A 26,910-nucleotide genomic window follows, 5' to 3' on the forward strand; every position below is an offset into this window, starting at 1 on the left:
TACGCCTTGGAAAGCCCGTTGAATGTGAGCGTGCGGTCCCACATTCCGGGGAAATTGGCGATGCTGTAGTGCTTTCGTCCGCCGTAGATGATCTTTTCGTACATCTCGTCCGTGTAGACGAGGATGTCGTGCTCGATAGCGAACGCGCAGATCGTGTTGATTTCGTCGAGCGTCAGCACACGCCCAGTCGGGTTCGACGGCGAGTTGACCACCAATCCGCGGGTGCCAGGTGTGACGGCCGCCTCGAGCAACTCCCGCGTAACTCGGAAATTGCTGTCTGGATCGAGCGAAACCGGAATGGCTCGGCCACCCGCGATTTCCACCATCGAGACATAGGAAACCCACGCGGGCTCGAGCAGCAATATGTCGACACCCTCTTCGACCGTCGCCAGCATGGCGGCAAAGAGCGCCTGCTTTCCGCCCGGTGTCACCATGATTTCCGACGGGTCGTACTCGAGCTGGTTGTCCGCGAGCAGCTTCTTGCTTATCGCTTTTTTGAGCGCGGGCGTGCCGTTGCTGGCGACATAGTGCGTGTCACCAGCATTCATCGCCTCAGTTGCCGCGAGGCGAATGTTCTCGGGGGTGATGAAATCGGGATCGCCACCGCCAAGATCGATGACATCGATCCCTTGGGCCTTGAGCTCGCGCGCCTTATTCGACACCGCGACCGTGGGCGACGGCGCCGCGTTTTTCACGCGCGCTGCCAGAAAATCAGCGACATCCCGTGGTTTCGTTTGCACCCAAATCTCCTCGATCGACCATGGCGAATTCGACGCTCGAGCAAGTATCCCGCCTTGCCCGATTCATGTCGAGAACCAATGCACGCTCCAGTCCAGGGTCCCGGAAGCGCTCTCCCGCGCAAGCAGCAACTCCGCCAGCGCTGCACTGCCTCACGGGCGGGCGGTTGCACCGCAGCTCGCTGCAGCCCGTTGCTCCAACAACTGCTTCACCGGAACGATGATCAACACGGCCCAATCCGCCGCGGTCTTGCAGCAGATGCCGTGGCTCTGGGTTCCCGCTGGCGTCCTGATCGCCCTTGCGGTGCTCAGCATCAACTTCATCGGCGATGGCTTGCGCGACGCGCTCGATCCGCGTTCCTCGCGCCGATAACACCTGACCGATTCGCCGGTCCTGCGGTATACTCCCCTGTCCTCCGGATTGGCCGGAGGTATATGCCTTTCTGCTCCGTCCGTTCGCTCGCCGGCGCAACGCGAGTTCGAATGGAAACGGGGCGGCTCCAGAGAAAGGGGCTTCCTCTTGCGCACCGATTCCAGCGCGCGCTTTTACGAGTTGATGTCGATTTCTGTTCCCGACGGCACGCCGGAGGAACTGATCGAGACGTCCCAATCCGTTGGCGGATACATCGAAGCCGCCGGCGGCCGAGTCCTGCGCAGCAGCAACGAGTCTCCGTGGGGACGTCGCCGCCTCGCCTATCCCATCCGGCACGAGAGCACCGACCTGCGCGACGGTTTCTATACGCTGTATCACTTCGAAATTCAGCCCGAGGGGCTCGAATCGATCGAGCGCGAGATTCGTCTGAACGAGCGCATCATTCGCCACCTGCTCCTCCAGCTCGACAGCGAACCGATCTTCGTCGAGGAAGAGGAAGTGGTCACCGAAACCACCGATCCCGAAACCGGCGAGACCGTGATCACGGATGAAACCATCGTCACAGCCGAGGATCCGGCCACAGGCGAAGCTGTGGTGGTCGATGAAGTCGAAGTTGCCGTTGTGGACGCCGCGGGCGAAGTCGAGGTCGTTGCAGACGAGATCGAGGTCGCTGTGGTGGATGCCGACGGTGAGGTCGAAGTCGTCGCCGACGAGATCGAGGTCGTTTCCGCCGAGGAGGAATAGCGATGTCGTTTGCAAACATCACGCTCATGGGCAACCTTGGGAGCGACCCCGAGACGAGGTACACCCCAAACGGACGACTGAATGTTCGTTTCAGCGTCGCCACAAATCGGCGCTGGACTGATTCGAACGGTCAGCAACAAGAGCGAACCACCTGGTTCCGAGTCACCGCCTGGGGGAATCAAGCTGAAGGCCTTGTGAAGCTTATGGACCAAGGCTATCTCGGGAAGGGCAGGCAAGTCGTAGTTACTGGTCGACTTGAAGCCAACGAGTACACGGGAAACGATGGCTCACTTCGTACATCCCTCGACGTGACCGCCAATGACGTCCAGCTAGTGGGTGGCCGAAACGACGGATCCGGCAGCGGATTCGGTGGGGGCCAGCAAGGCGGCTTCTCCGGCAGCCGAACCCAGCAGAGCGGCGGTAGCGCCGACCGATTCGACGATCTCCCCGACTCGGGGGATGTCGACGACATTCCTTTCTAGACAACCGACGACGACGAACTCTTTCAGGAGACTCACGTGACCGATACTCAAGAACCCACGACTTCTGCCGCTCCCACCGAAGAAGGGGAGCGACCAAGCCGGTTTGCTTCGCGCGGTCCTCGCCCTGAAGGCGCGGCCGGAGAGGGCGAGCGCCCACGCGGTGGACGTCGATTCGGCGGCGGCCGCTTCGGCTCGCGCCGCAAGGTCTGCGCCTTCTGCATGGATGGCATCAAGGAGGTCGACTACAAGGACCTTCCCCGCCTGCGCCGCCACATTTCTGAGCGCGGCAAGATCGAGCCACGCCGCAAGACCGGTACCTGCGCAAAGCACCAGCGTTCGTTGACGGTCGCCATCAAGCGGGCTCGCCACGTTGCCCTGCTTCCGTTCGTCGGCGGAACCGGCCGGTTCTAGCAGACGTTCCTACCCAGAGAATGAGTGGCCCAGCCGGCTCGCATGTGAACGTGTGAGCCGGCTGACGGCAAACTGCCCGGAGAGACGCACGCCCCATGGCCAATCCCGAGTCGAATCAGCCTGAGAAGCAATCAGCCAAGACGACTTCGAAGAGCTCAAGTCGATCGTCCACGAGCGCCAGGTCTGGTGGAGCTCAGTCGAAATCCAGGCTGACCGACAAGAGCCAGCCAAAGAAGCGAATCTCCCGACGGCAGCAGGACGACAAGAACACGCGCATTCTGTACGGCGTGCTCGGCGCCGCGGCGGTGATCATCGCGCTGGTGCTGGTTGGCCAGGCGGTGAATCAGTACTACCTCACACCGCGGAAAGTCCTCGCGACCGTCAATGGAACCGAAATCACCCGCGAGGATTACTGGAAGTACCGATCGAACGTACTCGTCAATCAGATCAGCCAGTATCAGCAGTACGCGTCGTTCTTCCAGGGGGAGCAGCAACAGCAGTATCTGGCGATGGCCCAACAGGCATCGGTCCAGCTCGACGAAGTGTGGGGATCGAAAGACACCGATCCAACCACGCTCCAATCGATGATCGACGATCAGGTCTACCTCGATGGTTTGGACTCGCTCGGCTTGGCAATCACCGATGAGGATGTTCAGAACTTCATCGACGAGCGTTTCGCCAATCCGGAGGCGCCCCTCTTTACTCCGACGAACACACCCACGCTGATTCCGCAACGAGCCGAATGGGCGACAGAAACCGCTGTTTCCCTTGCGGCAACCACGACGGCGGAAGCCCAGGGTTCTCCGGACTTCGGGTCTCCCGAGGCTGTTGCGTCTCCGGAAGGTGATTCAGGTACGCCGGTTGTCCCATCCGCAGTCGAAGATGGAACCCCGTCCGCTTCACCTTCGGTCGCCGAGAGCACGCCGGTTGCTGCCGAGTCGACTCCTGTCTCGAACGCAACACCAGCCGGAGAAATCGGCTCTCCTGAAGCCGTCGTGGAAACATCGACGAGCGGAACGCCTGGTTCCGGCACGCCGGCAGCCGCAACGCCTGTTCCGACCCAGACTCCGAATCAGGACCAGGTGCGCGAAACCGCAACCGCGAATTTCGACACCTACTCCGAGCAAGTCTTCGACCTGACACATATGAATCACGACGACTACGTGCGGCTGGTAGCGAAACCGGCGCTCGCGCGGGATCTCGTGACGAACCACTTTGCGCAACAGGTCGGCCAATCCGCCGAGCAGGTCCATGCGCGGCACATCCTGGTTGGCACCGAAGAGCTGGCGAACAAGCTCTACGAAGACCTCCAGACCGATCCCGATGCATTTGCGCAGCTGGCAGAGGAGAACTCGATCGATACCGGAACCGCGCCGAATGGCGGCGATCTGGGATGGTTCACGCGCGGAGTCATGGTCGAGCCGTTCGAAGAAGTCGCTTTCGAGCTGGCGCCCGACGCAATCAGCGAACCGGTCCAGACGCAGTTCGGTTGGCACATCATTCAGGTGCTCGAGCATGAGAACGATCGCGCCCTGACCGACGAACAGATCGATCAGACGATTAGCGCCGAAACCGACCGCTGGTTGGCGGATCAACGCGAGGCGGCATCGATTTCGTCAGTCGTCAAGCCGACACCCACGCCAAGCGTCCAGGAGTTCGTTCCTCCCGCAGATGCCCCGACGGTTGCTCCGACCGTCGTGCCAGCGAGTCCCGTAGCCAGTGACGAAACCAAGGACGACGGGACGCCATCCGCATCGCCTGTGGCGGAGTAGCCTTCCGGCTGCTCACGTTCGAAAATGCTATGCTCATCAAACCGCAACAGCGCCCCCGCGTTGATGTTGCAGGAATGAGGCAAGCGGACGTGAGCAGCCGAAAACCACCTTCTGACTCAGGCGACTGGGACGATTTCGATATTCCAACCTGGGATGATTCGGTTCCGAGCACGCCGAAGCGGAGTTCGCAATCGACGTCATCTTCCCAGCGGTCTCGTTCGGGTAGCCGAGGTCCGTACCCCGATCCGCTTTACGACGACTACGATGCACCGAGTGCGCCGACCCGGCAACCGTCTCGCCAAGGCACATACGGCACACCTCCGACACGGTTGAGCAGCCGGGTGCCGACGCGAAGCACACGACCGGTGCAAGATCCGTATCGCGACCCGTACAGCGGCTACGATGATTCGTATGCCGGCGAACCGTACTATCCGGAACCGCAGTATCCCGCCCAGCAAGCGCCACGGTCAGCTGCGGCAAGCCAATACGATCTCTATGCAGAACCGGCCGCAGAACTGGATTGGGACAACGCTGGAGTTTACGAGGACGCTCCTCCACAACGGCGGGGTCGAAAAACCCGGCACCGGTCACGCCAGGCCAGACCGGCGGTTAGTATCGCGCGTCCGGCCATCTCGGACGGAGCGCTCGCGACTATCGTCGGTGTGGCTGCGATCGGGCTGTTGTTGATGAGCGGGGTCGTTTGGTGGGGGATCGGAGATCTGGCGAACACCATTCCCTGGCATCTCAATGCGTCGGGTGATGTCGACCAATGGGTCTCGAATGCGACGCTCTGGAGGATTCCGTTCGGGGTCTTCATGACGATGGTCATCGGACTCGCGCTTGGCGCATTCCTCTGGAAACGGGATCGGTTCGCTGCCCGATTCATCGTGGCGTCGCTTTGCATCGTCCAGGTTCTGGCCTGGGTAGCCGTCGTCGATCAGCTTTGGTAGATTGCGCTCGATCGCGCGCATCACGGGGAGGTCGGATTCGGCCTCCTCGTTCGCTGTCAGGAGCGTAAGGGCAGCCACATGGCAAATCTCGTCACGATCGGCCGTCTCATTCTGCTTTTCGTTGCTGTCTACGTTCTCTACCGTGGCGGTGTGACCGCCATTGCCATCGCCGCCATCGCGATCGGCGTAGCCATCCTACTCGACGGTCTGGACGGCTGGGTCGCGCGCCGCTACAACGAGACCGGCCCCCTCGGCGCGGCGTTCGATATCGCGGGTGACCGCATCGCCGAAAATGTGCTCTGGGTCGTGTATGCGGACCTCGGGCTCATTCCCATCTGGGTCCCGCTCCTCATGCTCACACGAGGCTTTCTCGTCGATTCGCTGCGCGCAATTGGCTACGGTGAAGGCAAGACGCCCTTTGGCAAAGACAACATGGCCCGATCTGCGTTCACCGAGTGGCTCACAGCCGGTCGCCCCATGCGATTGATCTACGGCTGGGCGAAACTGCTTGCCTTCGTTTTCCTGGGCGGTCTGGTCGGTTACGAACTGCGAGATTCCTCGGGCACCCTGCTGGGCGATATCTACGGCTGGGACCCATTCCGCTGGTTCGGGTGGGCCTGCGTTTGGGCATCGGTGATTCTCAGCATTGTTCGTGGTTTGCCGGTGATCTACGACGCCATCCTCACGTACGGCCCGCAAGCAAAATCGGCATCGGAATGACGGACTCAGACGAGACATCAACGAGCCTTTCTCGGAAAGAGCGGTCCAGTCTCCCCCGAATCGAATTTCGAAAGAGCCAACGCCGCGACGCGGTGTTCTACCTCGCCGCGTTTGCCGCGGCAGCGCTCTCCTGGCTGGTGCGGCTCCTTCCTGACCTGCTTGTCGATTGGGTCGCGCTTCGCATCGGTGATTTGAGTTTCCTCGTATCGAAGTCCTGGCGCGCCAACGTCGAGTCGAATCTCTCGCATGTGCTGGACGAGCCGCCTGATTCCGCGCGGGTGCATCGCACTGCGCGATCGGTTTTTCAGTCGAATGCGCTGAATGTCGCCACAATGCTTCGAAGTCCCCACCAAAGCCCCAGACAGCTTCTCGACTCCGTTCGCGTCACACACGGCGACTGGAGCATCCTGGACGAGGCGTTGTCGGCCGGTAAGGGCGTCATTGTTCTGACCGCGCATCTTGGGTCGTTCGACAGCATGGGCAGCAGCATTCGCGCCCGGGGCTATCCCATCGCGGCGCTGACCGCACGCACCACGAATCGATTCACGTTCGAGTTCATTTCGTTCCTGCGGCAAGCGCACGATGTCAAGCTCATCGAAGCATCCTCTTCTGGCGTGCGAGAGGCGATCGAGTGGGTTCGGGCTGGCAAAGTGCTCTGCCTGCTTTCAGATCGTGACTTCTTCGTCAACGGAGTGCAGGTCGAGTTCTTTGGAGAAGAAACGACGCTGCCCGTGGGCGCCGTACGAATCGCGCGGGAGACCGGCGCAATCGTCATCCCGATGTTCACGGTACGTCTGGGGAGCGATCACGCGCTCATGATCGAGCAACCCTTTGTCGTCGAACGAACCTCCGACCGAGCCGACGACGTCACGATTGGGATGCAACGGGTCGTGGCCGCGCTCGAGGGAGCGATCGAAATCGCTCCCGAGCAGTGGGCCATGTTCCAGCGGGTCTGGCCCGTGGAATCCGGATTGGCTATCGAACCTCGATGACCGGGGCGGCGGTTGCCCAGAGATCGTATTCCGTGCCCGCGTAGATCGTCGCATCGACAAAATCGCCGACTGGATGCTCTCCATCGATGAAGACCAATCCGTCGACTTCCGGCGCGTGCCGGTAGGCTCGTCCGACCGAAACGGGAGTGGTGTTTCCGTCCTCGTCTTCGACCTCGCCGATGCTCTCGACCAGAACGCGCATCGTCACTCCCTCGAGCGCGCGATTGTGCTCATGCGAAATCGACTGCTGCAGCTCCATGATGGCGTTTCGGCGTTCCTCGGCGACTTCTGCCGGAACGGGATCCGCCATGTCGAACGCAACGGTGCCGGGCTCGGGCGAGTATGTAAAGACCCCGACGTGGTCGAACTGCTGTTCTTCCAGAAAATCGAGCAAATACTCGAACTCTTCGTCGGTTTCGCCCGGGAATCCCGTAATGAGCGTGGTGCGCAGCACTACGTCGTCCAACGTCGTTCGCGCATGGTCGAGAATGCGCCGGGTCAAGTCGAGATTGGCCGGCCGCAACATGCGTTTCAGCACCGCCGGGTGCGCGTGCTGCAGCGGCATATCGATGTAGTTGACCGCCATCTCATGCCGGGCGAGCGCGTCGATCATCTTGAGCACGATCGGGTTGGGATAGATGTACAGCAGCCGCAGCCACGGCAGATTGGGCACCTGCTCGCCGATCATATCGATCAGGTCGGCAATTCCATTCTTCATGCCCAGATCGGCGCCATATCGAATCGTGTCTTGCGACACGAGCACGATCTCTTTCGAGCCCAGCGCGACGAGATCTACGATCTCCTGGATGACATGGAGAGGACGCTTGCTCTGCTGGCCGCCTTTGATCGTCGGGATCGTGCAAAACGCGCAGGCATGATCGCAACCGTCGGCGATCTTCACATAGGCGGACGGACCAGCATGCTGATGCGTGAAGGTGGTGGTCAAGCCGTCGCAACCGGCAAGCTGCGGTTGCGGCGCCTCGCCAAAAAGATCGCCGACCGTGTCGCCGATGCGGAACCACTCGCGGGTGGTGAGCACCTTGTCGACACCCGCCGGCAAGTCGAGCGAGTAATCGCGCAAGGCTGGAAGGCAACCGGCGGCCACGATGAACTGTCCAGGATTGCGCTGGTCGACAAGATCCTGCAGCGTCTCGATCGATTCCGCGCGCGCTGCACCGAGGAAGCCGCATGTATTGACGATGATGACATCCGCATCGTCCGGCTCTTCATGCTCGGCATATCCACGCTGCTGTAGCAGCGTGGCCATTCCCTCGGAATCGACCCGATTCTTCGCGCATCCGAGCGTGACGACACTGAACGAGCGGCCAACTCCGCCTGGCGTCAAAGTGGAACTCACGTGCTCTACCTGTAATTCACGAACTGGAGCGCAACCGGATAGTCGGCGTCCTTGAACGCAGTAATCACCGCCTGGAGATCATCCTTGCTCTTGGCCTGAACCCGCACAGAATCGCCCTGAATCTGCGAATTGACCTTCTTGAATTCGTCCTTGATGCGGCGATTGATTTGCTTCGCCAGATCTTCGGAGATTCCTTCCTTCAAGGTCACAACCTGTCGAACTCTGCCTCCGCTCGCGGGTTCGATTGGTCCGTAGTCAAGAATCTTCAGTGAAAGCCCACGCCGCACGAACTTTGACTCGATCAGATCGGTGACTGCCTGCAACGACGTTTCTGTGTTGGTGTTGATTGTCAGCTTTTTTGGTTCTTCTTCGATGGTGGTCTTGGTGTCTTTCAGGTCGTACCGCTGCATTACTTCGCGCCGTGCCTGGTCGACCGCGTTCTTGAGTTCCTGGTGGTCGTACGACGACACAATATCGAATGAATACGTCGATGCCATGATGGCTCCTCCCTCGATTTGCAGCCACCCATGGTACCAGACTCGACCGTTTCGCCTATCTCGCAACGGCAACGAGTATCGAACAACCGCTGACGATAGTGTCTCGCCCACCGGCCAAGACTGCGTCAGAGCATCCCTCGATGTCTGCGGTATCCAGCACGACGTGCCAGTCCGTTCTGCGCCTTCGTCCGAGTCGTGGCACGCGGAACCTGGTGTCGTCATTCGAGGCGTTGAACATGATGAGCAGCGTTTCCGACTGGTCCGGCGGCAAGTCGCGCGACGCCTCGACCGTGAGCATGAGCACACGCGGTTCCTGCCGACTCCACGTCCCCGGCATCAGTTCTGTGCCGTCAGCGTCTCGCCAGCTCACCACACCGGGCTCGTGTGGCACCGGGATCTCCGACTCGACGTAGCGCAGCGGGCGCAATGCCGGGTGCGCGTTCCGCAACGCTATCGCATGCCGTACGAATTCGAGAAAGGCTGCCTCCCGCTCGTCCAGAGTCCAGTCGAGCCATGTCGTTTCGTTGTCCTGACAATAGGCGTTGTTGTTCCCCAGCTGCGACTTCGACAGTTCGTCTCCGCCCAGCAGCATCGGTACGCCATGACTCAGCAAGAGGGTTCCAATCAGATTGCGACGCGCCTGGTAGCGCGCGTCGAGAATTTCGGGATCGGTTGTTGGGCCCTCGACACCGTAATTGAAGCCAAGATTGTCGTTCGAGCCATCGCGGTTTTCTTCGCCATTAGCCCAGTTGTGCTTCTGGCTGTAGGAGACAAGATCGGTCAGGTCGAAACCGTCGTGGCAGGTGACGAGATTGACGGTCGAAAGAGGCCCGCGTCCCGGTCGATCGAACAAATCGGCCGAACCGGTCAGCCGCAAGGCGAACTCACCGAGCGTTGCCTGGTGACCCAACCAGAACGAGCGCGTGGTGTTGCGGAAACGATCGTTCCATTCGCTCCACCTCGTTGGAAAGCGGCTGACCTGGTACCCATCCGGGCCGATATCCCACGGCTCGGCAATCAACTTCGCAGTCCGCAGCACCGGGTCCTGATACATGGCGGTGAACAAGCGTGACCAGGTCTCAAATCCCCCCGAATCTCGTCCGAGCGATGTCGCCAGGTCGAATCGGAATCCGTCGACATGCATTTCCTCGACCCAATACCGCAACGAATCCATCACCAGGGCGACGACGGCCGGATGCTGAGTGTTGAAGGTGTTGCCAGTCCCGCTGAAGTTCTCGTATTCGGCCGGGTGGTCGGCCGGGCGCAGATAGTAGGTGAGATTGTCCAGCCCCCGGAACGACAGAGTCGGACCATCCTTCCCGGCTTCGCCGGTGTGGTTGTAGACCACGTCCAGGATGACTTCTATTCCCTGGCTATGGAGGCTGCGCACCATCTCCTTGAACTCGCGAACCTGCTCTCCTCCATCGCCAGACATCGAGTATCGGGCCGCTGGCGCAAAGAAACCGATCGAGTTGTAGCCCCAGTAGTTGACCAGCCGCTTCTTGACGAGAAACTCCTCGTCGACGAACTCGTGCACTGGCAAGAGTTCAACCGCGGTAATGCCCAACGATCGAAAATGCTCGAGCATCACGGGGTGAGCCAACCCGGCGTAGGTGCCGCGCATCTCCTCCGGCACGAGTGGATGGAGCTTGGTTGCACCCTTGACATGCGTCTCGTAGATGATCGTGTCGGCCATTGAGCGGCGCGGGGGCTCGACCCCTTGCCAATCGAATGCGGGATCGACGACGACTGAACGCGGCACGCTATCGGCACTGTTCGCGTGATTGCGGACCGTGTGGTCGTTGAGCTCGCGGTCGTAATCATGAACGGAGTGGTCCCAGGTCAGGTGGCCCGAGATGGCGCGTGCATAGGGATCGAGCAAGAGTTTCGAGACGTTGAATCGGAGACCGCGATCGATGTCGAACGGCCCATTGGCCCGGAAACCGTAGCGGAGGCCGGGCCCGGCGTTCGGCAGGAATCCATGCCAAATGAATCCTGTGCGCGCCGGGAGCGCCGCGTCGAACTCGACCGCATCCCCTTCCCCTTCGAAGACGGCGAGCAGCATCTTCTCTGCATGTTCAGAATAGACAGCGAAGTTCACACCGCCGTCACGCAAGGTGGCTCCAAGCGGCCACGGCGTCCCAGGCAAGAGCCCGAGCGTTTTCTGGATCACGCAACTTCTCCCGGAAACTCGAACGCGGCAATGCGGTGTCTGGTCGACGCCGCGCTGCGCGAGACAATGCTACTCGGTTGGCGAACGCACCGATTGCCATACTGTTGGAGAATTGATCCAACGTCACGAGAGATCGTCGGCAGGTTCACCCATGCCAGGAGAGATGCCCAAGATGACCGATGTATCCCCGTTGGTTCAGGCTGCGCGGGTTCATTCGCTCGATCGTGCCGACCACGGCCGCATCCGCATCGAGTCGGTCACCCCTGAGATCGATGGCGGCCGCTATCCGATCAAGCGTGAGGTGGGCGATACCATAGTCGTCACAGCCGATATTTTTCGTGACGGTCACGAGAAGATCGCGGCGGAACTCCTTTTCAAACCGTGGTACTCCCCCGATTGGCTCGCGTCGCCAATGTCGCATGTGGACAACGATCGATGGATCGGCTCGTTCATCGTGACCGAGAACACCCGGTACGACTACACCATCGCCGCCGTGCCAGATCACTATCGATCCTGGCATGAGGAGATCGGGAAGAAGTTCTCGGCCGGGCTCGATGTCCAGCTCGAGGTTGCCGAAGGGCTCCAGCTTCTCCAGGGCGCCATCGATCAGGGAGGAGCAGGCTCGACCTCGATCCAGAATTTCTGGGATGTTGCGGCCACGGCCGAGTCGCAAGCGGAGGCAGTTCAGCACCTCACGTCAGAGCGTCTGGCCGAGCTGATGCGCGCGGCCATTCCAGAGACTGAGCGCGTCTGGTATCGCCATGCATTGCAGGCGACCGTGGACCGCGCCCGCGCCCGATATGCAGCCTGGTATGAGCTCTTTCCGCGTTCCGCGGGGACGGTCCATGGGAAGAGCGGCACGTTCGACGATGTCATCGATCGGCTCGACTACATCCAGGAGCTGGGATTCGATACGCTTTATTTCCCGCCCATCCACCCCATCGGCCACACCAACCGGAAGGGTCCGAACAACACCCTGAACGCTGGTCCGCACGATCCCGGCGTGCCTTACGCAATCGGAAGCGAGGCTGGTGGACATGACGCGGTCGAGCCGTCACTCGGAACGCTGGAGGACTTTCGGCGGCTGGTGGAGATCGCCCGGAGCCGTGATATCGAGCTCGTGCTCGATTTCGCGATCAATGCCTCTCCCGATCACCCCTGGTCGAAGAACCATCGAAGCTGGTTCTACATCCGCCCAGACGGAACGATCAAATACGCCGAGAACCCGCCAAAGCGCTACGAGGACGTCTATCCGCTCAACTTCAGCAACCCTGAGTGGGCGGAGCTCTGGCAGGAAATGCGGCGGGTGATTCTCTTCTGGATCGATCAGGGCGTCACCGCGTTCCGCGTAGACAATCCGCACACCAAACCAACTGCGTTCTGGGAATGGATGATCGCGGACATCCAGGCGGTTCACCCAGAGACGATCTTCCTCTCGGAGGCATTCACTCGACCCAAGCTGATGAAGTGGTTGGCGAAGGCAGGGTTCACCCAGTCCTACACCTACTTCACCTGGCGCAACTTCAAGCAGGAGATCATCGACTACTTCACCGAACTCACTACCCCGCCTGTCTCGGACTATATGCGCGGCAACCTTTTCACGAACACGCCGGACATCCTGCCCTACTTCCTGCAGGAGAGCGGCCGACCAGGATTCAAGATCCGTGCCGTCCTGGCGGCGACCCTCTCCAGCGTGTACGGCATCTACAGCGGTTTCGAGCTCTGCGAAGCGACCCCGGTGCCCGGCAAGGAGGAGTACCTGAACTCTGAGAAGTACGACTTCAAGATTTGGGACTGGGATCGCCCAGGCAACATTCGCGCCGACATCGCCCGAGTCAACCAAATCCGCAGAGAGCATCCTGCTCTCCACGAGTACGACAATCTGCGGTTCTATTGGTCCGACGATGACAACATTCTGGTCTATGGAAAGCAGACCGCCGACAAGTCCGACAACATCCTCGTCGTCGTCAATCTGGACCCGTTCCAGACACACGAAACAATGATCCACTTTCCGGTCGACGATTTTGGGATGCCGCCGGATGAGCAGTACGAATCGCATGATCTCGTCACCGGCGAGCGGTATTTCTGGACTGGCGGATCACAGTATGTGCGGCTCGACCCTGGAAAGGAACCGGCCCACATCCTCCACCTGCGCCAGTGGCAACACCACGATTATGTAGAGATCGATACGTAACTGGGCATCGGCTTTTCGCCCCACCTGAAAAAGCTCTACTATCCGCGCCATCGAGTCGCATATAGCCGAAGCGGATTCGGGGAGAGACACGCAAGCGATGCCGTCGAACGATGCTCTGTGGTTCAAAGACGCGGTCTTCTACGAGGTGCCGGTCCGCTCGTTCTTCGATTCCAACGGTGACGGGAAGGGTGATTTTCGCGGGCTTTCGCAGAAGCTCGATTACATCCGTGATCTGGGGGTCGACTGCATCTGGGTGCTCCCCATGTATCCCTCGCCAAACATGGACGACGGCTACGACATTGCGGATTTCCTGAACATTCATCCGGACTACGGCTCGGTTGGCGACTTCATCACCTTCATCGAGGCGGCGCACGCCCGCGGGTTGAAGGTCGTGGCCGACCTGGTCCTCAACCACACCTCTGATCAGCACAGCTGGTTCCAGGAAGCGCGGAGCGATCCGGACTCGCCAAAACGTGACTACTACGTCTGGAGCGACGACCCGACCCGGTACAGTGGCGCGCGCATCATTTTCATCGACACCGAGGCGTCGAACTGGTCGTTCGATCCAGTTGCGAACCAATACTTCTGGCATCGATTCTTCTACCATCAGCCAGATCTCAACTACGACAACGACGCTCTCCACGAGGAAATGCTGGATGTCGCGCGATTCTGGCTGAACTTCGGGTTGGATGGCTTTCGGTGCGACGCGGTTCCCTACTTGTACGAACGGGAAGGCACCAACTGCGAAAACCTGCCAGAAACGCACGCGTTCTTGCAGAAATTGCGCAAGATGGTCGACACGGAGTTCCCGGGAAAGATCCTTCTCGCCGAGGCGAATCAATGGCCAGAGGATGTTGTCGAATACTTCGGCTCAGCTGACGATCCCGAATTCCAGATGGGGTTCCATTTTCCGGTCATGCCCAGGCTCTATATGGCCATGAGCCGGCAGGACCGCGCGCCGATCATCGACATCTTGCGCCGCACGCCCGAGATCCGCCCGGACTGCCAGTGGGGAACCTTTCTCCGAAACCACGACGAATTGACGCTCGAGATGGTCACGCTCGACGAGCGCGAGTACATGTGGAATGTCTACGCGCCGAATCCGCGCATGAAGAGCAATCTCGGCATCCGGCGTCGCCTGGCTCCGCTCATGAACAACAACCGCCAGGCGATCGAGCTCATCAACGCGCTCATGCTCTCGCTGCCCGGATCACCGTGCATCTACTACGGTGATGAGATTGGCATGGGAGACAACATCTGGTTACGCGACCGCAATGGAGTGCGCACGCCAATGCAATGGTCCGCCGACAAGAGCGCCGGTTTCTCGATCACGAGCGAGCTCTGGGCGCCCATCATCAACGACCCGATCTACGGATACGAACATGTCAATGTGGCGGACCAGGAAGGAATTCCCTCGTCGTTGCTGAACTGGACGCGCAAGATCCTCGCGATTCGGCGGGAACACAAGGCGTTTGGCCGTGGAACGATCGATTTCATCCTGCCCGAGAATCCTGCGATTCTCGTCTATACCCGGCGATGGGAAAGCGACACGATGCTCTGCATCGCCAATCTTTCGGATCGGGTGGAGAGCGTGTCGATCGACCTCTCGAACCTCGCAGGCTCGACGCTGACGGAGGCGTTTGGGGGTACCGTGTTCCCGACTGTGACCGATTCACCTTACCCACTCGTAATTGGGCCACTCGGCTACTATTGGTTCGAGGTTTCCCCATTGCATCCAGCGACGGCAGGTTGATCGAGCGCAAGGATTTCGCGGCGTGATCGATGACGCTCTTTGGCAGGCAATTACCGCCGGCCTTCCCGCCTATCTCGACCAGAAGCGGTGGTACGCCGACAAGCTGCGGCCGATCGCCGATTTCCAGCTGGTCGATGCTGCCGTCGTCGGTCGACAGGGAGTTCAGATCCTTCTCGCTTTGATCGGGATCGACTATCAGGTCGGTGAGTCGCGGCGCTATTTCGTCCCCATGACCGTCCATCGGGCGGAAACCCCGGCTTCCTCGACGATTGCGTCAATTCATTCGGACTCCGAAGCACTATGGGTCGAGGACGCTATTGGCGATCCGCTGTTCCGCGATTTCCTGGTCGAGGCAGGCCAGGGATCGAACCTCGAAGGCAACCACGGAGTCTTCGAATTCGAGCCATGGATGCGGGATGGGATGCCATTTGTGCTCGCCGCGGGAACCCAGTCGGCCGCCACAACCTTCGAGCAAAGCAACTCATCCATCGCCTATGGCCAGCAAGCCATTGCCAAGCTCTACCGCCGCCTCGAAGTGGGTCAGAACATCGAAGTCGACATGAACCGGTATCTGGCCTCTGACGCCGGATTCGCGTCGATTCCCAAGCTCATCGCTGCCGCCACTTATCGTGGCGAGCACGGCGATATCCCGCTCATGTTGGTGCAACAACATGTGGGCGATCATCGTGATACGTGGACCGCATTGACAGACCTGTTGCGGCACGGGCAAGACGGATCGCTCGACTTCATGGATGGGATGGGTCGGGTGACCGGCGAGATGCACGTCGCGCTAGCGTCCGCGCCCGAGGTGTCACCGCTTGCACCCGAACCGATCTCCGATGCCGATATCGAATCATGGCGGGCGGCATTTCTTCGTTCAGCGGAGGAGACCGACTGGATTACTGGCGAACGACTTCGCGCGCTGCCCGATCGCTCGCGCCAGGCAGCGGCAGACTACCTGGCGAGCCCTCGCGATTGGAACGAACGCGCGACCTGGTTCGAATTGCTCTCCGGGCTCTACAAGACGAGAGTGCATGGTGACTATCACCTCGGGCAGGTGCTGGTCACCAAGGACGGCCGCCTGCTCGTGGTCGACTTCGAAGGCGAACCACATCGACCGGCGTATGAGCGAGAAGCGAAGTACTCCCCTCTGCGTGACGTGGGGGGAATGCTGCGGTCGATCAACTACGCGGTAGGTGTCGTCGCCAGTTCCCATGATGTGCAGGCCGACGCAGCCTCACGCGCGTGGCTCGAACATTGGGAGCAGGACGCCAGAGCGCGTTTCCTTGCCGCATATCGGACGGCAATTGCCAAAGCACCGGTCCCCATCGCCCCGCTCGATGACGACGAGTTCTCCAGGGTCATTGCCGCACTCGAGACCGACAAGGCCTTCTACGAGGTTAGGTACGAACTCAGCAGCCGCCCGGACTGGGCATGGCTCCCGCTGAACAGCCTGAAATAGCCACAAAGACGAAGAGCGCTCTTTGAGCGCTCATGCATGTCGCTTGCTACTTGCTTGCTAGACGCTGCCCTGATGGGCCTTGAAGTCCCGATAGTCGATGTTAGGGAAGGGATTGTCCCGATCCTGCAGATCCCGCAAGAATGCCACCGACTCAGGTTCTTCGGTCCGGCCCATTTCGATGATTTCGGCCAACTGATCGAAGCGAGTCAGGTGGTCTTCGAATCGCTCGACGGCGTACTCACGCGCCTGACCGGTCGTAACCAGGAACGGCCAGTCGCTGCTTTCGAGCAGCAGGAGCTCGCGCGCTGCCTGGTTCAGGAACTCTCGCTCTGAACCGATGGCGCCCGTCGAGGAGGCGACCAGTTGTTCCATGCGGAGTTCGGCGCCGTGAATCTTCGGCCACATCCATTGCGTGTCCGAATTGAGCCAGGTGAAATGGCCACCGCCTGCGCCCCAGCTGCTCTCGGGCAAGGCGAGGACCCGGCTCGGCGGGTGATTGGTGACGATTTCGTTGGCTGTTGTCAGTTCGATTTCGGGCGCCTGCGACAGGCGGCGCAGCACAGCCTTCAACCAGTCGACGCCTTCGAACCACCAGTGACCGAACAGCTCGGTGTCATACGCCGCGCTGATGATGCCGTACTGTCCGTTGGCATCGTAGTACTCGGTCAGCAACCGTCGCACTAACGACGCATAGTGCTCCGCATGTTCCTCGACCCGCTCTGCGGCACGGTGCGGCTCGTAGAGCGGCTTGAAGGCGAGATCGAGCCCGCTGCCCCCAACCCGCCAGTACTGCAGACCGGAGGTAGCGTCTTTCTTGTGGAACTCCCGGTACCAATAGTCGCCCGGATACCCAAACGTGGCCGACCAGACCTGTTGGCCCGTGTCGTTGTTCCGGGCCAATACGGCCACTTTACCTGGCTCGTCGCCGACCCAATAGGGCTGGAAGGTCGTGCGAGGTTCATCGATCTCGTGCGCTTCGAGTTCAGGCGAGTAGGTGCGAGTCACGGAACCGTACGGGCCGATGGCCTCTCCGGCCGCTTTGCCTACCGGGTTCCCGCCCTCCACCGAATGCGTCTCGCTGAAGAACTCCTGCAGACCGAACTTTGCGAGAAAACTCTCGATCCCGGGTCGGCGGATCTCGCCGTCCGCAGTGGGTTCGAGGTACGCCGGGCGGTATGCGCACTCCGGCAACCAAATGGAGCGCGGACGCGCGCCAAACCGCTTCTCATAGGCTTTGACGCCGGTTGCCAGCTGCCCGGAGATCGACGAATCGCGCGAGAGCAGCGGCAAGTACCCATGGGTCGCCGCCGACGTGGCGATTTCGACGTAGCCTTCGTCTTGCAAAACCGCAAGCGCGCCAAGCAGGTCGCTCTTGAATCGATCCTGGAACGATGTCAGCGCTCTTGCGTAGAAGTGGTGGTAGTACCGCGCGAGATCTCGCAGCCCGGTCTCACCTGTTTCTTCGAACCGATCGATATCGTCTTCCGCCCAGGCGGACCGCTCGGCCGCATAGCCGATGAAATGCTCGATGATCGTTGGATCGGAAAGCTGCTCGCCCAGAATTGGCGTGACCCCGATGGTGAGCTTGAAGCGGATCCCATCCTCTTTGAGGTCGTAGAGGGCATTCAACAGCGGAAGATAGGTCTCTGCTATCGCCTCGTGCACCCACTCCTCGCCATGCGGCCACATGCCCGCCTGACGCGCATACGGCAAGTGCGAATGGAGCACGAAGGTGAAACCGCCGATTTTGCTCATCGAGTTTCCTCCGGATCGGGATCTTGATTGGATGTCGAGGACATTCTAGTGCCGGTTGCCCAATAGCAGCGAAAAGTCGCTCAAGCCTTGGGATCGAACCGGTCGAACAAACGATGCGTTGCACCCGGGGCGCTGTAGTCGAATGGATCGTACGTTCGCTCGATAGGTGGGCGATCCAGCCGCCCATAGGCCCCTGCAAGCTCGCGCAACCCGCGCGCCAACCCGTCATTGAGTTGATGGGAGAGATAACGCCACTTCCAATTGCCAAATGCAATACCTGGGCGGTTCATGCGGGCCTCGTCACCCAGGCGCATCACATCCTGCAATGGCACGATAGCCAGGTCGGCCACCGATGCGAACGCAAGCCGAATGAAGTCCCAGGCGATATCGCTGCCGTCGGCTCCCAGATAGGTCTGGACCTGCTGACGCTCGCTCTCCGAGCATGACTGAAACCAGCCGATCGTGGTCTGATTGTCATGCGTTCCGGTGTAGACGACGCAATCTCGCTCATAGTTGTGCGGCAGGTAGGCGTTGTCCGGATCGCCGTTGAAGGCAAACTGCAACACCTTCATTCCCTGCAGTCCAAGCTCGAAGCGAAGCGCATCGACATCCGGCGTGATGATCCCCAGATCTTCGACGACGATCGGCAGATGACCGAGCTCGGCTTCGATCGCATGGAAAAGCGCCGCTCCAGGCGCGCGCTCCCAACGCCCGCCACGGGCAGTGGAATCGCCCGCTGGCACCACCCAGCCAGCCGCCAATCCCCGAAAGTGGTCGATACGCACCACATCGACCAGCTCGGTCAGGCGCCGCACGCGCTCGATCCACCAGGCGAACCCATCGGTCTCCATGGCAGCCCAGTCGAAGACCGGGTTGCCCCAGAGCTGGCCGTCAGCGGTAAACAGATCGGGCGGAACTCCGGAAACCACTTCCGGCCGGCGATCGGGCGTCAGCCGAAACTGACTCGGATTCGCCCAAACATCGGCGCTGTCGAGCGCCACGTAAATGGGGATATCACCGACGATCTGGATACCGCGCTCATTTGCATATCGCTTGAGCGCGCTCCACTGGATCCGAAAGAGGAACTGGATGAACGCGTGAAAGTCGATTTCGTCGACCATCTCAGCCGCCAGAGCGGCGAGGGCCTTCGGATCTCGCAGGCGGATCTCGTCTGGCCAGTCCTGCCAGGAAACCTCGCGGAAGCGGCGTTTCAGCGCCATGAAAAACGCAAAATCACGCAACCAGGATGCCTGTGCTATTTCGAATGCGCTCAGTTGTGCGCGCAGTTCGGGAGATCCCCGTTCCTTGAACGACTCGAATGCCGTCCGCAGCGCCGCGTACTTGTACGCCCCGGCAGCGCCGTAGTCGACCTCGTGCTCGTTGAACCCGCGCGAATCCCCGCCCGTCTCCAGTCCGAGAAACGCAAGCCCGTCGATCGAAATGAGCAGCGGGTTCCCAGCGAACGCCGAAAGCCCGGAGTATGGCGAGTCGCCGTAGCCAACCGGAGAGAGCGGCATGAGTTGCCAGTAACACTGGCCTCCAAGCGCCAACCAGTCGACGAACTCATAGGCGCCCTGTCCCATGTCCCCGACACCATGCGGTCCCGGAAACGATGTCGGGTGCGCCAGAATCCCGCTGGCCCGTTCCAATCTCATGGCTGACCCCTCGGTGTCTGAGCAAGTGAAATGTTCGCCGATTTACGGCTCTTCGAGGCTATCGCGAAGGATATCCATGTGCTCGAGCGCGAGACCGGTGCCGATCGCGACACATGCCAGCGGATCGTCGGCAACGTAGCACGGCACGCCGGTGACCTCGGTCAGCAGATCCGGCAAGTGGCGCAAGAGCGCGCCGCCTCCGGTCAGGATCATGCCCTTGTCGATAATGTCGGAGGAGAGTTCTGGAGGCGTTTCCTCGAGAACCGCGCGAACCGCTCCGATGATCGCTTCCAGCGGTTCGGTGATCGCATCCGTGATCTCATTGGCATGGATCTGGATCGTGCGGGGCAGACCGGCAACTTCGTCGCGGCCGCGCACCTCCATCACCACATCCTCATCGACTGGCATTGCGCTGCCAATGGCAATCTTGATCTCTTCCGCGGTCCGCTCCCCGACGCGCAGGTTGTATTTGCGCTTGATGAAGTTCGCGATCGCTTCGTCGAACTTGTTGCCGCCCACGCGCAGCGAGCGCGCGACGACGATGCCGTTGAGCGAAATGACCGCAACCTCGGTCGTGCCGCCCCCGATATCGATGATCATGTTGCCCGAGGGGTCGGCAACCGGGATCCGCGCGCCGATTGCTGCCGCCAGTGGTTCGCTGATGAGAAACGCCTTGCGAGCTCCGGCGTTCAATGCCGCGTCACGCACCGCACGCCGCTCGACTCCGGTCACACCCGCGGGAACGCAGATCATGACTTCGGGACGCACCAATGAGAACCGGCCACAGCTCTTGTTGATGAAATAGCGCAGCATCTCCTGTGTGACCACGTAATCGGCGATCACGCCGTCACGCATGGGACGGACCACTTCGATGGTCTCGCGCGGCTCTCGGCCGAGCATGTCGCGCGCTTCCAGGCCAACAGCTTTCACTTTTCCATCTTTGGCGGAAATGGCAACGACCGACGGCTCGCTGATCACGATTCCACGGCCACGAACGAAAACCAGCACGTTCGCGGTGCCGAGGTCGATTCCAATCTGTTTTGCCACTCAGGGAACTCCGACGTCGTTCGATCGTCTTCGAAAAGCTCGAATGCGAGGGGCCATCGGGGCCCGTTCCCGACGCCGAATCAGCCAGCGATTGTACCATGACCATGACACCGGGCTCCCTCCAAACGGGGTGCGACGGCACGGTCTTGGCAAGAGAGGAACGCACGGTGGACGGCGAGGAACGACAACACGGCAAGCACCCGAGCAGCCGCGACAAGGACAAAAACGAACGCAAGGGCGGCCCCAGAAGCGATTCCGACGGCGGATCGAGGGAGCGCAACCGCGGACGCCGATCGGGAGGCGGAGGACGGCGCGGTGTCTATGCCTTCGACGACCAAATGGAACATGCGCTTTGCCAGCAGATGACGCATCAGGCGCCAAAGGGATTCCCGGCAGTTGGGCGATCTGACCTGGCAACGATGCCGCCAGTCGAAATCGACCGCACCGAAACGTCGATCCTCTTCTGCGATCAGCAACATGGCGGCCCGCACTTCTGGCCGAATGGCGACGAGGTGCGCTAGCGAGTTCGAGCGAGCCGAACCATGGCCACTCTGCGTGTGACCTCGTCTTCATCTCTCTGGTCGACAGACGGTCGCCTGATCGAAGTCGGCATGTTGGCAATCGCCAGCGGCATCGCGCTGTTGACAGACTTTTCGGGACGGACGACTCCTGAATCTTCAACTCTTGTCTGGATCTTCCTTGCTCTTGGCATGGCCGTTGCTTCGTTTGCCCAGGACGGCTTCGAATGGTCCGCTCTCCTGGCTGCTGGCTTGCTCGGAATCGCGCAACCGTTCGCTGCGGATCTCCTTGCGGGCGAGACGCCTACCGCCCCGGTGCAGTTCCTTGCCGGCGCGATTGCCGTACTCTCCCTCGCTCGCGGATGCGAGGCCATCGCCACCATTGCCAGAGTTCGAATGCCAGGGCAAGTCCCGGAATCGCTGCTCTGGCTGCTCGCCGCTTTTACCGCTTTCGGCGCCGCAAACACGATCGATCGGGCGTGGACAGCTATCACACTACTCGGCCTCTCCGGCGCATGTTGCGTGCGCTTGATTGGTGCTTCAACCGGGCGAAGACGGCAGGCTGCCGGACTCGCTGGTTCCGGTTCGATGACCACATGGATCCTCGGATTGACGTTCGGCGCAACGCTCACGATCTCAGCGGTCGCAACCGGCGGGCTCTTTGGCTGGCCCACCGCTGGTATCGCGGCAGCCGGCTTGCTGGCGCTCCTGAGCATTGGGCGGGACACCGTGGTGATGACTGCTCGCAAGATTTCGGAGCTTCAGAGTCGCGCGGATGAGAGCCAGATGGACGCGCTAACCGGACTTGCGAACCGTCGAGGATTCGACGCCCGGCTCTCTGAGGAAGTCGCTCGTTCCAGGCGATACGGTCACGCACTATCGCTGCTCATGATCGACATCGACGATTTCAAACAGGTGAACGACCGCTTTGGGCATGGCACGGGTGATGAGTCGCTGCGCGCCACAGCACGTGCCATCGAGTCGTCGGTTCGGTCGATCGATATCGCCGCCCGTTACGGCGGCGAGGAGTTCGCGGTGATCTTGCCAGAGACCACCGCGGATGGCGCCGTCGTGGTGGCTGAGCGCATCCGACGTGCGAACGAATCGAGCACGGTCCCTGTCGAAACGACCGTGAGCATCGGAGGTGCTGAGCTCGACCCGTCCGATGCCGACGGTTCGCGCCTCATCGCATCCGCCGATGCCGCGCTGTACGTTGCAAAGCGCTCCGGGAAGAACAGGGTCGAGCTAGCTGGCTGACCCGCGTTCGATGGGTCTGGCCGTCTTCAGGATCCCCATGTAAGCATCGAGCGTCTCCCGATCCGAGACAGCCCGGACAACGGTTTCATCCACCTCGGCATCGAATGCCGTCAGCCCACGCTGGATCTTGTCTTTGGTCCCGTACGCGCAGGTTGCCAGTGGTTGCGCCTGCATGCGGGAGAAGTGCCGCGCATAGGCCGGGAACGAGGCATATCGATCGCCTTCCCCGGCAAGTTGCTCGAACCCTTCGGGAAGCGCGACCCGTACATAGGCGATCACTTCGCAGCGTCGCCCTGGCTCCTGATGGCTCCGAACCTCCTGGGTAGAGAGCTTCGCCTGTCGCGGCGTCAGCCAATTGAGAAGCACCGCATCGGCCTCTCTGGCTGCCAGTGCCACCATCCTCGGCCCTAACGCTCCCACGGCTACCGGCACGCCAGCTTGCTCGCGAATGGTCCGCACGGCGCCTCGCACGTTGTCGAGCGATCCATAGAGCTCGCCACCCGCTCCTACGCCGACGATCAGCCGGTCTTTCGGCAGCGTCGACTGCTCGATCGCCTGGACGATCGAATCTGGCGATCTCCGGTCGATCGGTATCACGCCAACACCGAGCCGGATGCGGGAGGTAACCTCGGCGGCCCGTCGAAGCGCCTCGAAACCGTCCGAACCTGGCGTGTCGTTGACCCAGAAGGTGTCATATCCATTCGCTTCGGCAGCAGAAGCCAACGGTGCGACAAGAGACGAGAGCGTCGCCGCGGCGATTCCGAATCCGCGTCGTGTCATGTAGGTGCCAACCTTTCCCTAGGCGCTGCCACGTGGGAAACCAAGGCCCAGGCGGCGCAACGACGTGTGTCCGTGACTGCCGACGATCAAGTGGTCGAGCACGTCGATTCCGAGCAGCTTTCCAGCCTGGTCTAGCTCGACCGTAAGCGCAATGTCTGCCGCCGAAGGAGCGGGATCGCCAGAAGGATGATTGTGCACGACGACGATCGAGGCAGCATTTTGCCGCACCGCATCCTGAAACACCTCGCCGACCCGAACCTGCGCCTGATTCACGCTCCCACGGTAGATCGTCCGCACAGCGAGTACCTTGTGCTTGGTATCGACAAGAACGACGCGCAATTGCTCGTGATCGAGCGCGGCCATCTCGGGACCCACCAGGCGGACCACATCCTCCGGAGTGGAGATTCGCATTCGGTCGTCCGGATCGAGCGCCACCACCCGGTTTGCCAGTTCCAGTGCCGCCCGGAGTCGAGTCGCCTTGGCCGGACCAACACCGTGGATCGCAGTCAACTCCGCCAGATCGAGCCTGGTTAGTCCACGCAGCCCGCCGTTTTCGTGCAGGATCCGTTCGGAGAGCTTGACGACGCTTTCTCCCTCCGTGCCGGTGTTCAGCAAGATCGCGATGAGCTCGCTCGTCTTGAGCTGGGCCGAGCCCCATTTCAGCATTCGCTCGCGCGGCTGCTCATCCGGGAGCATCTCGCGCACGCCGTTGGTTCGTCCCACTGCCGACCTCTCGAGCCTCGAACTCTCGACCTTCTCGCGCCAGATTGTACCGATTGCGCCGTGGGTCGTTCGGCGCTTGGCAGGGCGATGCGCCAGAAATGCCATGGTATTCTCTCAAGTCGAATCGGAGGCCATTTCGACAACGTTTTTCCGGCTTTCGATCACCCGATACCGACCAATCATCCATCGAGCGATTCAGGAGAACGTCATTTGGTACTCGGCCGGATATTCAAACGGCGAGCCGAACCCGATCTGCAACTCGACCAGGGGCTCGAGAAGACGCGCCGCGGCGTATTCAGCGAGATTTCTCGCTTGTTCGATCGGGAATCGATCGACGAGGAGCTCTACGAAGATCTCGAGATGTTGTTGATCCAGGCCGATGTCGGCTGGGAGGTGACGCAACAACTCATCGAGAGCATGCGGCGCAAAGTCGCGGAAGGGCGGATCATCGATCCCGGCTACGCTCGCGAGATCTTGCGCTGGGACATGGTCGAGATCCTCGAGGAAGCGACCCGCCATCGTCAGGTCAAGATCCTCCAGCGCGGCGTTCCGTACGTGATCATGGTGGTGGGCGTCAACGGTGTCGGCAAGACGACGTCCATCGCCAAGCTGGCTGCCTATCACCAGGGTTTTGGGCGCTCGGTCATGATGGCCGCTGGCGACACCTTCCGTGCCGCTGCCATCGATCAGCTCAAGATTTGGGGCGAGCGGCTGGGCGTGCCAGTTGTTGCGCATGAGCAGGGGGCCGACCCGGGCGCGGTCGTCTTCGACGCCATGCAAGCCGCCTATGCGCGCAACCGCGACGTATTGATCGTAGACACCGCCGGTCGGTTGCATACCAAGTTCAACCTGATGGAAGAACTGAAGAAGTTGCGCAAGATCATGCAGAAGCATGTCGAAGAAGCGCCCCAGGAAGTGCTCATGGTGATCGATGCCACCACCGGTCAGAACGGACTCCTGCAAGCGCAGAAGTTCGCTGAGTCAGTGGAAATCACCGACATCATGATCGCCAAACTCGACAGCACCGCGAAGGGCGGTATCGCCTTCTCGGTCTCGCGAGAGCTCGGCGTGCCGATCTCCTACATCGGCACCGGAGAGAAAGCGACGGACATGGCGGAGTTCCACCCGGAAGCGTATGTCGACGCGCTTTTCTTCAGCGCCGACGAGGGATAACCGATGTTCGAGACATTGTCCGACCGCCTGAACCAGTCGCTTGGGAAGCTTTCGCGTAAGGGCCATCTGACGGAACAAGACGTCGATGAGGCCATGCGTGAGGTGCGGCGCGCGCTTTTGGAGGCGGATGTCAATTTCAAGGTAGCCAAGGATTTCATCGCGGCAGTTCGTGAGCGCGCGGTCGGGCAGGACGTGCTCAAGTCGCTGACTCCGGGCCAAACCGTGATCTCGATCGTCAACGACGAACTCATCAATATCCTGGGCAACGAACGAGAACCGCTGGCTCTGCCAGATCGGCCACCGCAGATCATCATGATGGTTGGCTTGCAGGGATCGGGCAAGACCACACATGCCGCCAAGCTCGCTACCCTCCTTCGCAAGGAGGGCCGCTTGCCACTGCTGGTCGCGGCGGACGTCTATCGGCCGGCCGCGATCAAACAGTTGCAGACGCTGGGCCGTCAGATCGACGTTCCCGTCTATGAAGAAGGAACTACTGCCGATCCGGTGCAGATCGCTCAGAACGCGATTCAGTTCGCCAAAGAGCGCGGATACAGCACGGTCATCATCGACACCGCCGGCCGCCTCCAGATCGACGAACGGATGATGGCCGAGGTCGCCGCCATCGAGCAGACAGTCCACCCGACTGAAATCCTCCTCGTGGCTGACGCCATGACCGGTCAGGAAGCCGTGAACGTGGCCGAAGCCTTCAACAACGCGCTCGGCATCAGTGGACTCATTCTCACCAAGATGGACGGGGATGCGCGCGGCGGCGCGGCGCTCTCGATCCGCGCGGTCACCGGCGTGCCGATCAAGTTCATCGGCACCGGCGAGAAGATGGATGCGATCGAGCCGTTCTATCCTCAGCGGCTTGCAAGCCGTATCCTGGGGATGGGCGACGTGCTTTCGCTCATCGAGCGAGCCAGCGAGCAAACCAACGAAGAGGATGCCAAGGATCTTCAGGCTCGCCTGACCAAAGGGCAGTTCAATCTCGAGGACTTCCTCGACCAGATCCAGAAAATCAAGAAGATGGGTCCGCTCAATCAGCTCCTCGAGATGATTCCCGGCATGGGCGCCCAGCTCCGCCAGGCCAAAGCTCAGATCTCTGACGACGACTACAAGCGGATCGAGGCGATCATCTACTCGATGACGACCGAGGAACGTCGCCGGCCGCAGATCATCGACGGGCGTCGCAGGCGGCGAATTGCCAAGGGCAGCGGGACCTCCCGGGAAGAAGTCTCTCAGCTGTTGAAGCAGTTCGAAGAGATGCGCAAGATGATGGCGCAGATGGGGAACATGACCAAGAAAGGCCGACTGCCCAAGGGACTGCAGGGTCTCCCGTTCGACTTCAACTAACCATTCGTTAGTTGGTAATTCTCCCTCAGGGC

Annotated in this window: 23 protein-coding genes and 1 pseudogene; 15 read left to right on the forward strand and 9 right to left on the reverse strand. The window is 60.8% G+C overall.

All coding sequences use genetic code 11. The features are described 5' to 3' along the window. On the reverse strand, nucleotides 1–740 hold a 740-nt coding region (locus tag R2855_16790; GenBank protein ID MEZ4532653.1), incomplete at its 3' end, for an aminotransferase class I/II-fold pyridoxal phosphate-dependent enzyme. A 217-nt stretch (nucleotides 741–957) separates the two neighbouring features. On the opposite strand from R2855_16790, the gene R2855_16795 reads away from it, so the two are divergent. The 8 genes and pseudogenes from R2855_16795 (at nucleotide 958) to R2855_16830 (ending at nucleotide 7,181) form a co-directional block, all read left to right on the forward strand. Next, on the forward strand, nucleotides 958–1,110 hold the full coding sequence (locus tag R2855_16795; protein MEZ4532654.1) for a hypothetical protein: 153 nt from the start codon (nucleotides 958–960) through the stop codon (nucleotides 1,108–1,110). A 147-nt stretch (nucleotides 1,111–1,257) separates the two neighbouring features. Then, on the forward strand, nucleotides 1,258–1,854 hold the full coding sequence (gene rpsF, locus R2855_16800; protein ID MEZ4532655.1) for a 30S ribosomal protein S6: 597 nt from the start codon (nucleotides 1,258–1,260) through the stop codon (nucleotides 1,852–1,854). A 2-nt stretch (nucleotides 1,855–1,856) separates the two neighbouring features. Further along, entirely contained in the window at nucleotides 1,857–2,336 is a 480-nt protein-coding gene (locus R2855_16805; protein MEZ4532656.1) for a single-stranded DNA-binding protein, read from the forward strand. A 195-nt stretch (nucleotides 2,337–2,531) separates the two neighbouring features. Then, nucleotides 2,532–2,747, forward strand: a pseudogene (gene rpsR / locus R2855_16810) (30S ribosomal protein S18). Between the two features lie 95 nt (nucleotides 2,748–2,842). Further along, nucleotides 2,843–4,519 (forward strand): peptidylprolyl isomerase, encoded by a 1,677-nt coding sequence (locus tag R2855_16815; protein MEZ4532657.1) that lies wholly within the window; start codon nucleotides 2,843–2,845, stop codon nucleotides 4,517–4,519. Nucleotides 4,520–4,884: 365 nt separating this feature from the next. Further along, complete coding sequence (locus tag R2855_16820; protein MEZ4532658.1) at nucleotides 4,885–5,469, forward strand: hypothetical protein; 585 nt, start codon at nucleotides 4,885–4,887, stop codon at nucleotides 5,467–5,469. 78 nt (nucleotides 5,470–5,547) lie between these two features. Further along, entirely contained in the window at nucleotides 5,548–6,189 is a 642-nt protein-coding gene (locus R2855_16825) for a CDP-alcohol phosphatidyltransferase family protein (protein MEZ4532659.1), read from the forward strand. Then, on the forward strand, nucleotides 6,186–7,181 hold the full coding sequence (locus R2855_16830) for a lysophospholipid acyltransferase family protein (GenBank protein ID MEZ4532660.1): 996 nt from the start codon (nucleotides 6,186–6,188) through the stop codon (nucleotides 7,179–7,181). Before R2855_16825 ends, R2855_16830 begins: the two co-directional genes overlap by 4 nt. Here R2855_16830 and rimO read toward each other — a convergent pair. Genes rimO through glgX form a run of 3 tightly spaced genes read right to left on the reverse strand, consistent with a single transcriptional unit; the run spans nucleotide 7,165 to nucleotide 11,208 of the window. Further along, the gene (gene rimO, locus R2855_16835) at nucleotides 7,165–8,538 is read right to left on the reverse strand and encodes a 30S ribosomal protein S12 methylthiotransferase RimO (protein ID MEZ4532661.1); all 1,374 of its coding nucleotides are present in this window, start codon (nucleotides 8,536–8,538) and stop codon (nucleotides 7,165–7,167) included. The genes R2855_16830 and rimO overlap by 17 nt on opposite strands. A 5-nt stretch (nucleotides 8,539–8,543) precedes the next feature. Further along, nucleotides 8,544–9,035 (reverse strand): YajQ family cyclic di-GMP-binding protein, encoded by a 492-nt coding sequence (locus R2855_16840; GenBank protein ID MEZ4532662.1) that lies wholly within the window; start codon nucleotides 9,033–9,035, stop codon nucleotides 8,544–8,546. Nucleotides 9,036–9,090: 55 nt separating this feature from the next. Next, nucleotides 9,091–11,208: a glycogen debranching protein GlgX gene (glgX, locus tag R2855_16845; protein ID MEZ4532663.1), complete on the reverse strand. Its 2,118-nt coding sequence runs from the start codon at nucleotides 11,206–11,208 to the stop codon at nucleotides 9,091–9,093. A gap of 172 nt (nucleotides 11,209–11,380) precedes the next feature. On the opposite strand from glgX, the gene R2855_16850 reads away from it, so the two are divergent. The 3 genes from R2855_16850 (at nucleotide 11,381) to R2855_16860 (ending at nucleotide 16,617) form a co-directional block, all read left to right on the forward strand. Continuing rightward, a complete protein-coding gene (locus R2855_16850) occupies nucleotides 11,381–13,402 on the forward strand; it encodes a maltotransferase domain-containing protein (GenBank protein ID MEZ4532664.1) in 2,022 nt (673 codons plus the stop codon). 97 nt (nucleotides 13,403–13,499) lie between these two features. Next, nucleotides 13,500–15,155: a maltose alpha-D-glucosyltransferase gene (gene treS, locus R2855_16855; GenBank protein ID MEZ4532665.1), complete on the forward strand. Its 1,656-nt coding sequence runs from the start codon at nucleotides 13,500–13,502 to the stop codon at nucleotides 15,153–15,155. 22 nt (nucleotides 15,156–15,177) lie between these two features. Beyond that, the gene (locus R2855_16860; GenBank protein ID MEZ4532666.1) at nucleotides 15,178–16,617 is read left to right on the forward strand and encodes a phosphotransferase; all 1,440 of its coding nucleotides are present in this window, start codon (nucleotides 15,178–15,180) and stop codon (nucleotides 16,615–16,617) included. 57 nt (nucleotides 16,618–16,674) lie between these two features. Here R2855_16860 and R2855_16865 read toward each other — a convergent pair whose 3' ends face one another. The 3 genes from R2855_16865 to R2855_16875 form a co-directional block, all read right to left on the reverse strand. Next, on the reverse strand, nucleotides 16,675–18,372 hold the full coding sequence (locus R2855_16865) for a 1,4-alpha-glucan branching protein domain-containing protein (protein MEZ4532667.1): 1,698 nt from the start codon (nucleotides 18,370–18,372) through the stop codon (nucleotides 16,675–16,677). A gap of 80 nt (nucleotides 18,373–18,452) precedes the next feature. Beyond that, entirely contained in the window at nucleotides 18,453–20,027 is a 1,575-nt protein-coding gene (gene malQ / locus R2855_16870; protein ID MEZ4532668.1) for a 4-alpha-glucanotransferase, read from the reverse strand. A 42-nt stretch (nucleotides 20,028–20,069) separates the two neighbouring features. After that, nucleotides 20,070–21,074 (reverse strand): rod shape-determining protein, encoded by a 1,005-nt coding sequence (locus tag R2855_16875; protein MEZ4532669.1) that lies wholly within the window; start codon nucleotides 21,072–21,074, stop codon nucleotides 20,070–20,072. A gap of 98 nt (nucleotides 21,075–21,172) precedes the next feature. Here R2855_16875 and R2855_16880 point away from each other — a divergent pair, with 98 nt between their 5' ends. Then, nucleotides 21,173–21,595, forward strand: coding sequence for a hypothetical protein (locus R2855_16880; GenBank protein ID MEZ4532670.1), 423 nt, complete (start codon nucleotides 21,173–21,175; stop codon nucleotides 21,593–21,595). A gap of 21 nt (nucleotides 21,596–21,616) precedes the next feature. Next, nucleotides 21,617–22,849, forward strand: a complete 1,233-nt coding sequence (locus tag R2855_16885; protein MEZ4532671.1) for a GGDEF domain-containing protein — start codon at nucleotides 21,617–21,619, stop codon at nucleotides 22,847–22,849. Here the strand turns inward: R2855_16885 and R2855_16890 are convergent. Both R2855_16890 and radC read right to left on the reverse strand, forming a co-directional pair. Beyond that, nucleotides 22,838–23,629, reverse strand: a complete 792-nt coding sequence (locus R2855_16890) for an LLM class flavin-dependent oxidoreductase (GenBank protein ID MEZ4532672.1) — start codon at nucleotides 23,627–23,629, stop codon at nucleotides 22,838–22,840. The two genes, R2855_16885 and R2855_16890, sit on opposite strands and share 12 nt — an antisense overlap. 18 nt (nucleotides 23,630–23,647) lie before the next feature. Further along, on the reverse strand, nucleotides 23,648–24,352 hold the full coding sequence (gene radC, locus R2855_16895; GenBank protein ID MEZ4532673.1) for a DNA repair protein RadC: 705 nt from the start codon (nucleotides 24,350–24,352) through the stop codon (nucleotides 23,648–23,650). A gap of 210 nt (nucleotides 24,353–24,562) precedes the next feature. On the opposite strand from radC, the gene ftsY reads away from it, so the two are divergent. Together ftsY and ffh are read left to right on the forward strand one after the other, a co-directional pair. Beyond that, nucleotides 24,563–25,525: a signal recognition particle-docking protein FtsY gene (gene ftsY, locus R2855_16900; GenBank protein ID MEZ4532674.1), complete on the forward strand. Its 963-nt coding sequence runs from the start codon at nucleotides 24,563–24,565 to the stop codon at nucleotides 25,523–25,525. Nucleotides 25,526–25,528: 3 nt separating this feature from the next. Further along, nucleotides 25,529–26,878, forward strand: coding sequence for a signal recognition particle protein (gene ffh, locus R2855_16905; GenBank protein MEZ4532675.1), 1,350 nt, complete (start codon nucleotides 25,529–25,531; stop codon nucleotides 26,876–26,878). The last annotated feature ends 32 nt before the right edge of the window (nucleotides 26,879–26,910 follow it).

Source organism: Thermomicrobiales bacterium (assembly GCA_041390825.1).
Classification (GTDB): domain Bacteria; phylum Chloroflexota; class Chloroflexia; order Thermomicrobiales; family UBA6265; genus JAMLHN01.

Excerpts from the sequence above, each read along its gene's own strand:
- R2855_16865 (MEZ4532667.1), bottom strand. The coding sequence starts at position 18,372 with ATGAGCAAAATCGGCGGTTTCACCTTCGTGCTCCATTCGCACTTGCCG.
- R2855_16880 (MEZ4532670.1), top strand. The coding sequence starts at position 21,173 with ATGACCATGACACCGGGCTCCCTCCAAACGGGGTGCGACGGCACGGTC.
- R2855_16830 (MEZ4532660.1), top strand. The coding sequence starts at position 6,186 with ATGACGGACTCAGACGAGACATCAACGAGCCTTTCTCGGAAAGAGCGG.
- treS (MEZ4532665.1), top strand. The coding sequence starts at position 13,500 with ATGCCGTCGAACGATGCTCTGTGGTTCAAAGACGCGGTCTTCTACGAG.
- R2855_16850 (MEZ4532664.1), top strand. The coding sequence starts at position 11,381 with ATGACCGATGTATCCCCGTTGGTTCAGGCTGCGCGGGTTCATTCGCTC.
- R2855_16805 (MEZ4532656.1), top strand. The coding sequence starts at position 1,857 with ATGTCGTTTGCAAACATCACGCTCATGGGCAACCTTGGGAGCGACCCC.
- malQ (MEZ4532668.1), bottom strand. The coding sequence starts at position 20,027 with ATGAGATTGGAACGGGCCAGCGGGATTCTGGCGCACCCGACATCGTTT.
- ffh (MEZ4532675.1), top strand. The coding sequence starts at position 25,529 with ATGTTCGAGACATTGTCCGACCGCCTGAACCAGTCGCTTGGGAAGCTT.
- R2855_16795 (MEZ4532654.1), top strand. The coding sequence starts at position 958 with ATGATCAACACGGCCCAATCCGCCGCGGTCTTGCAGCAGATGCCGTGG.
- R2855_16825 (MEZ4532659.1), top strand. The coding sequence starts at position 5,548 with ATGGCAAATCTCGTCACGATCGGCCGTCTCATTCTGCTTTTCGTTGCT.
- R2855_16890 (MEZ4532672.1), bottom strand. The coding sequence starts at position 23,629 with ATGACACGACGCGGATTCGGAATCGCCGCGGCGACGCTCTCGTCTCTT.
- R2855_16840 (MEZ4532662.1), bottom strand. The coding sequence starts at position 9,035 with ATGGCATCGACGTATTCATTCGATATTGTGTCGTCGTACGACCACCAG.
- R2855_16885 (MEZ4532671.1), top strand. The coding sequence starts at position 21,617 with ATGGCCACTCTGCGTGTGACCTCGTCTTCATCTCTCTGGTCGACAGAC.
- R2855_16815 (MEZ4532657.1), top strand. The coding sequence starts at position 2,843 with ATGGCCAATCCCGAGTCGAATCAGCCTGAGAAGCAATCAGCCAAGACG.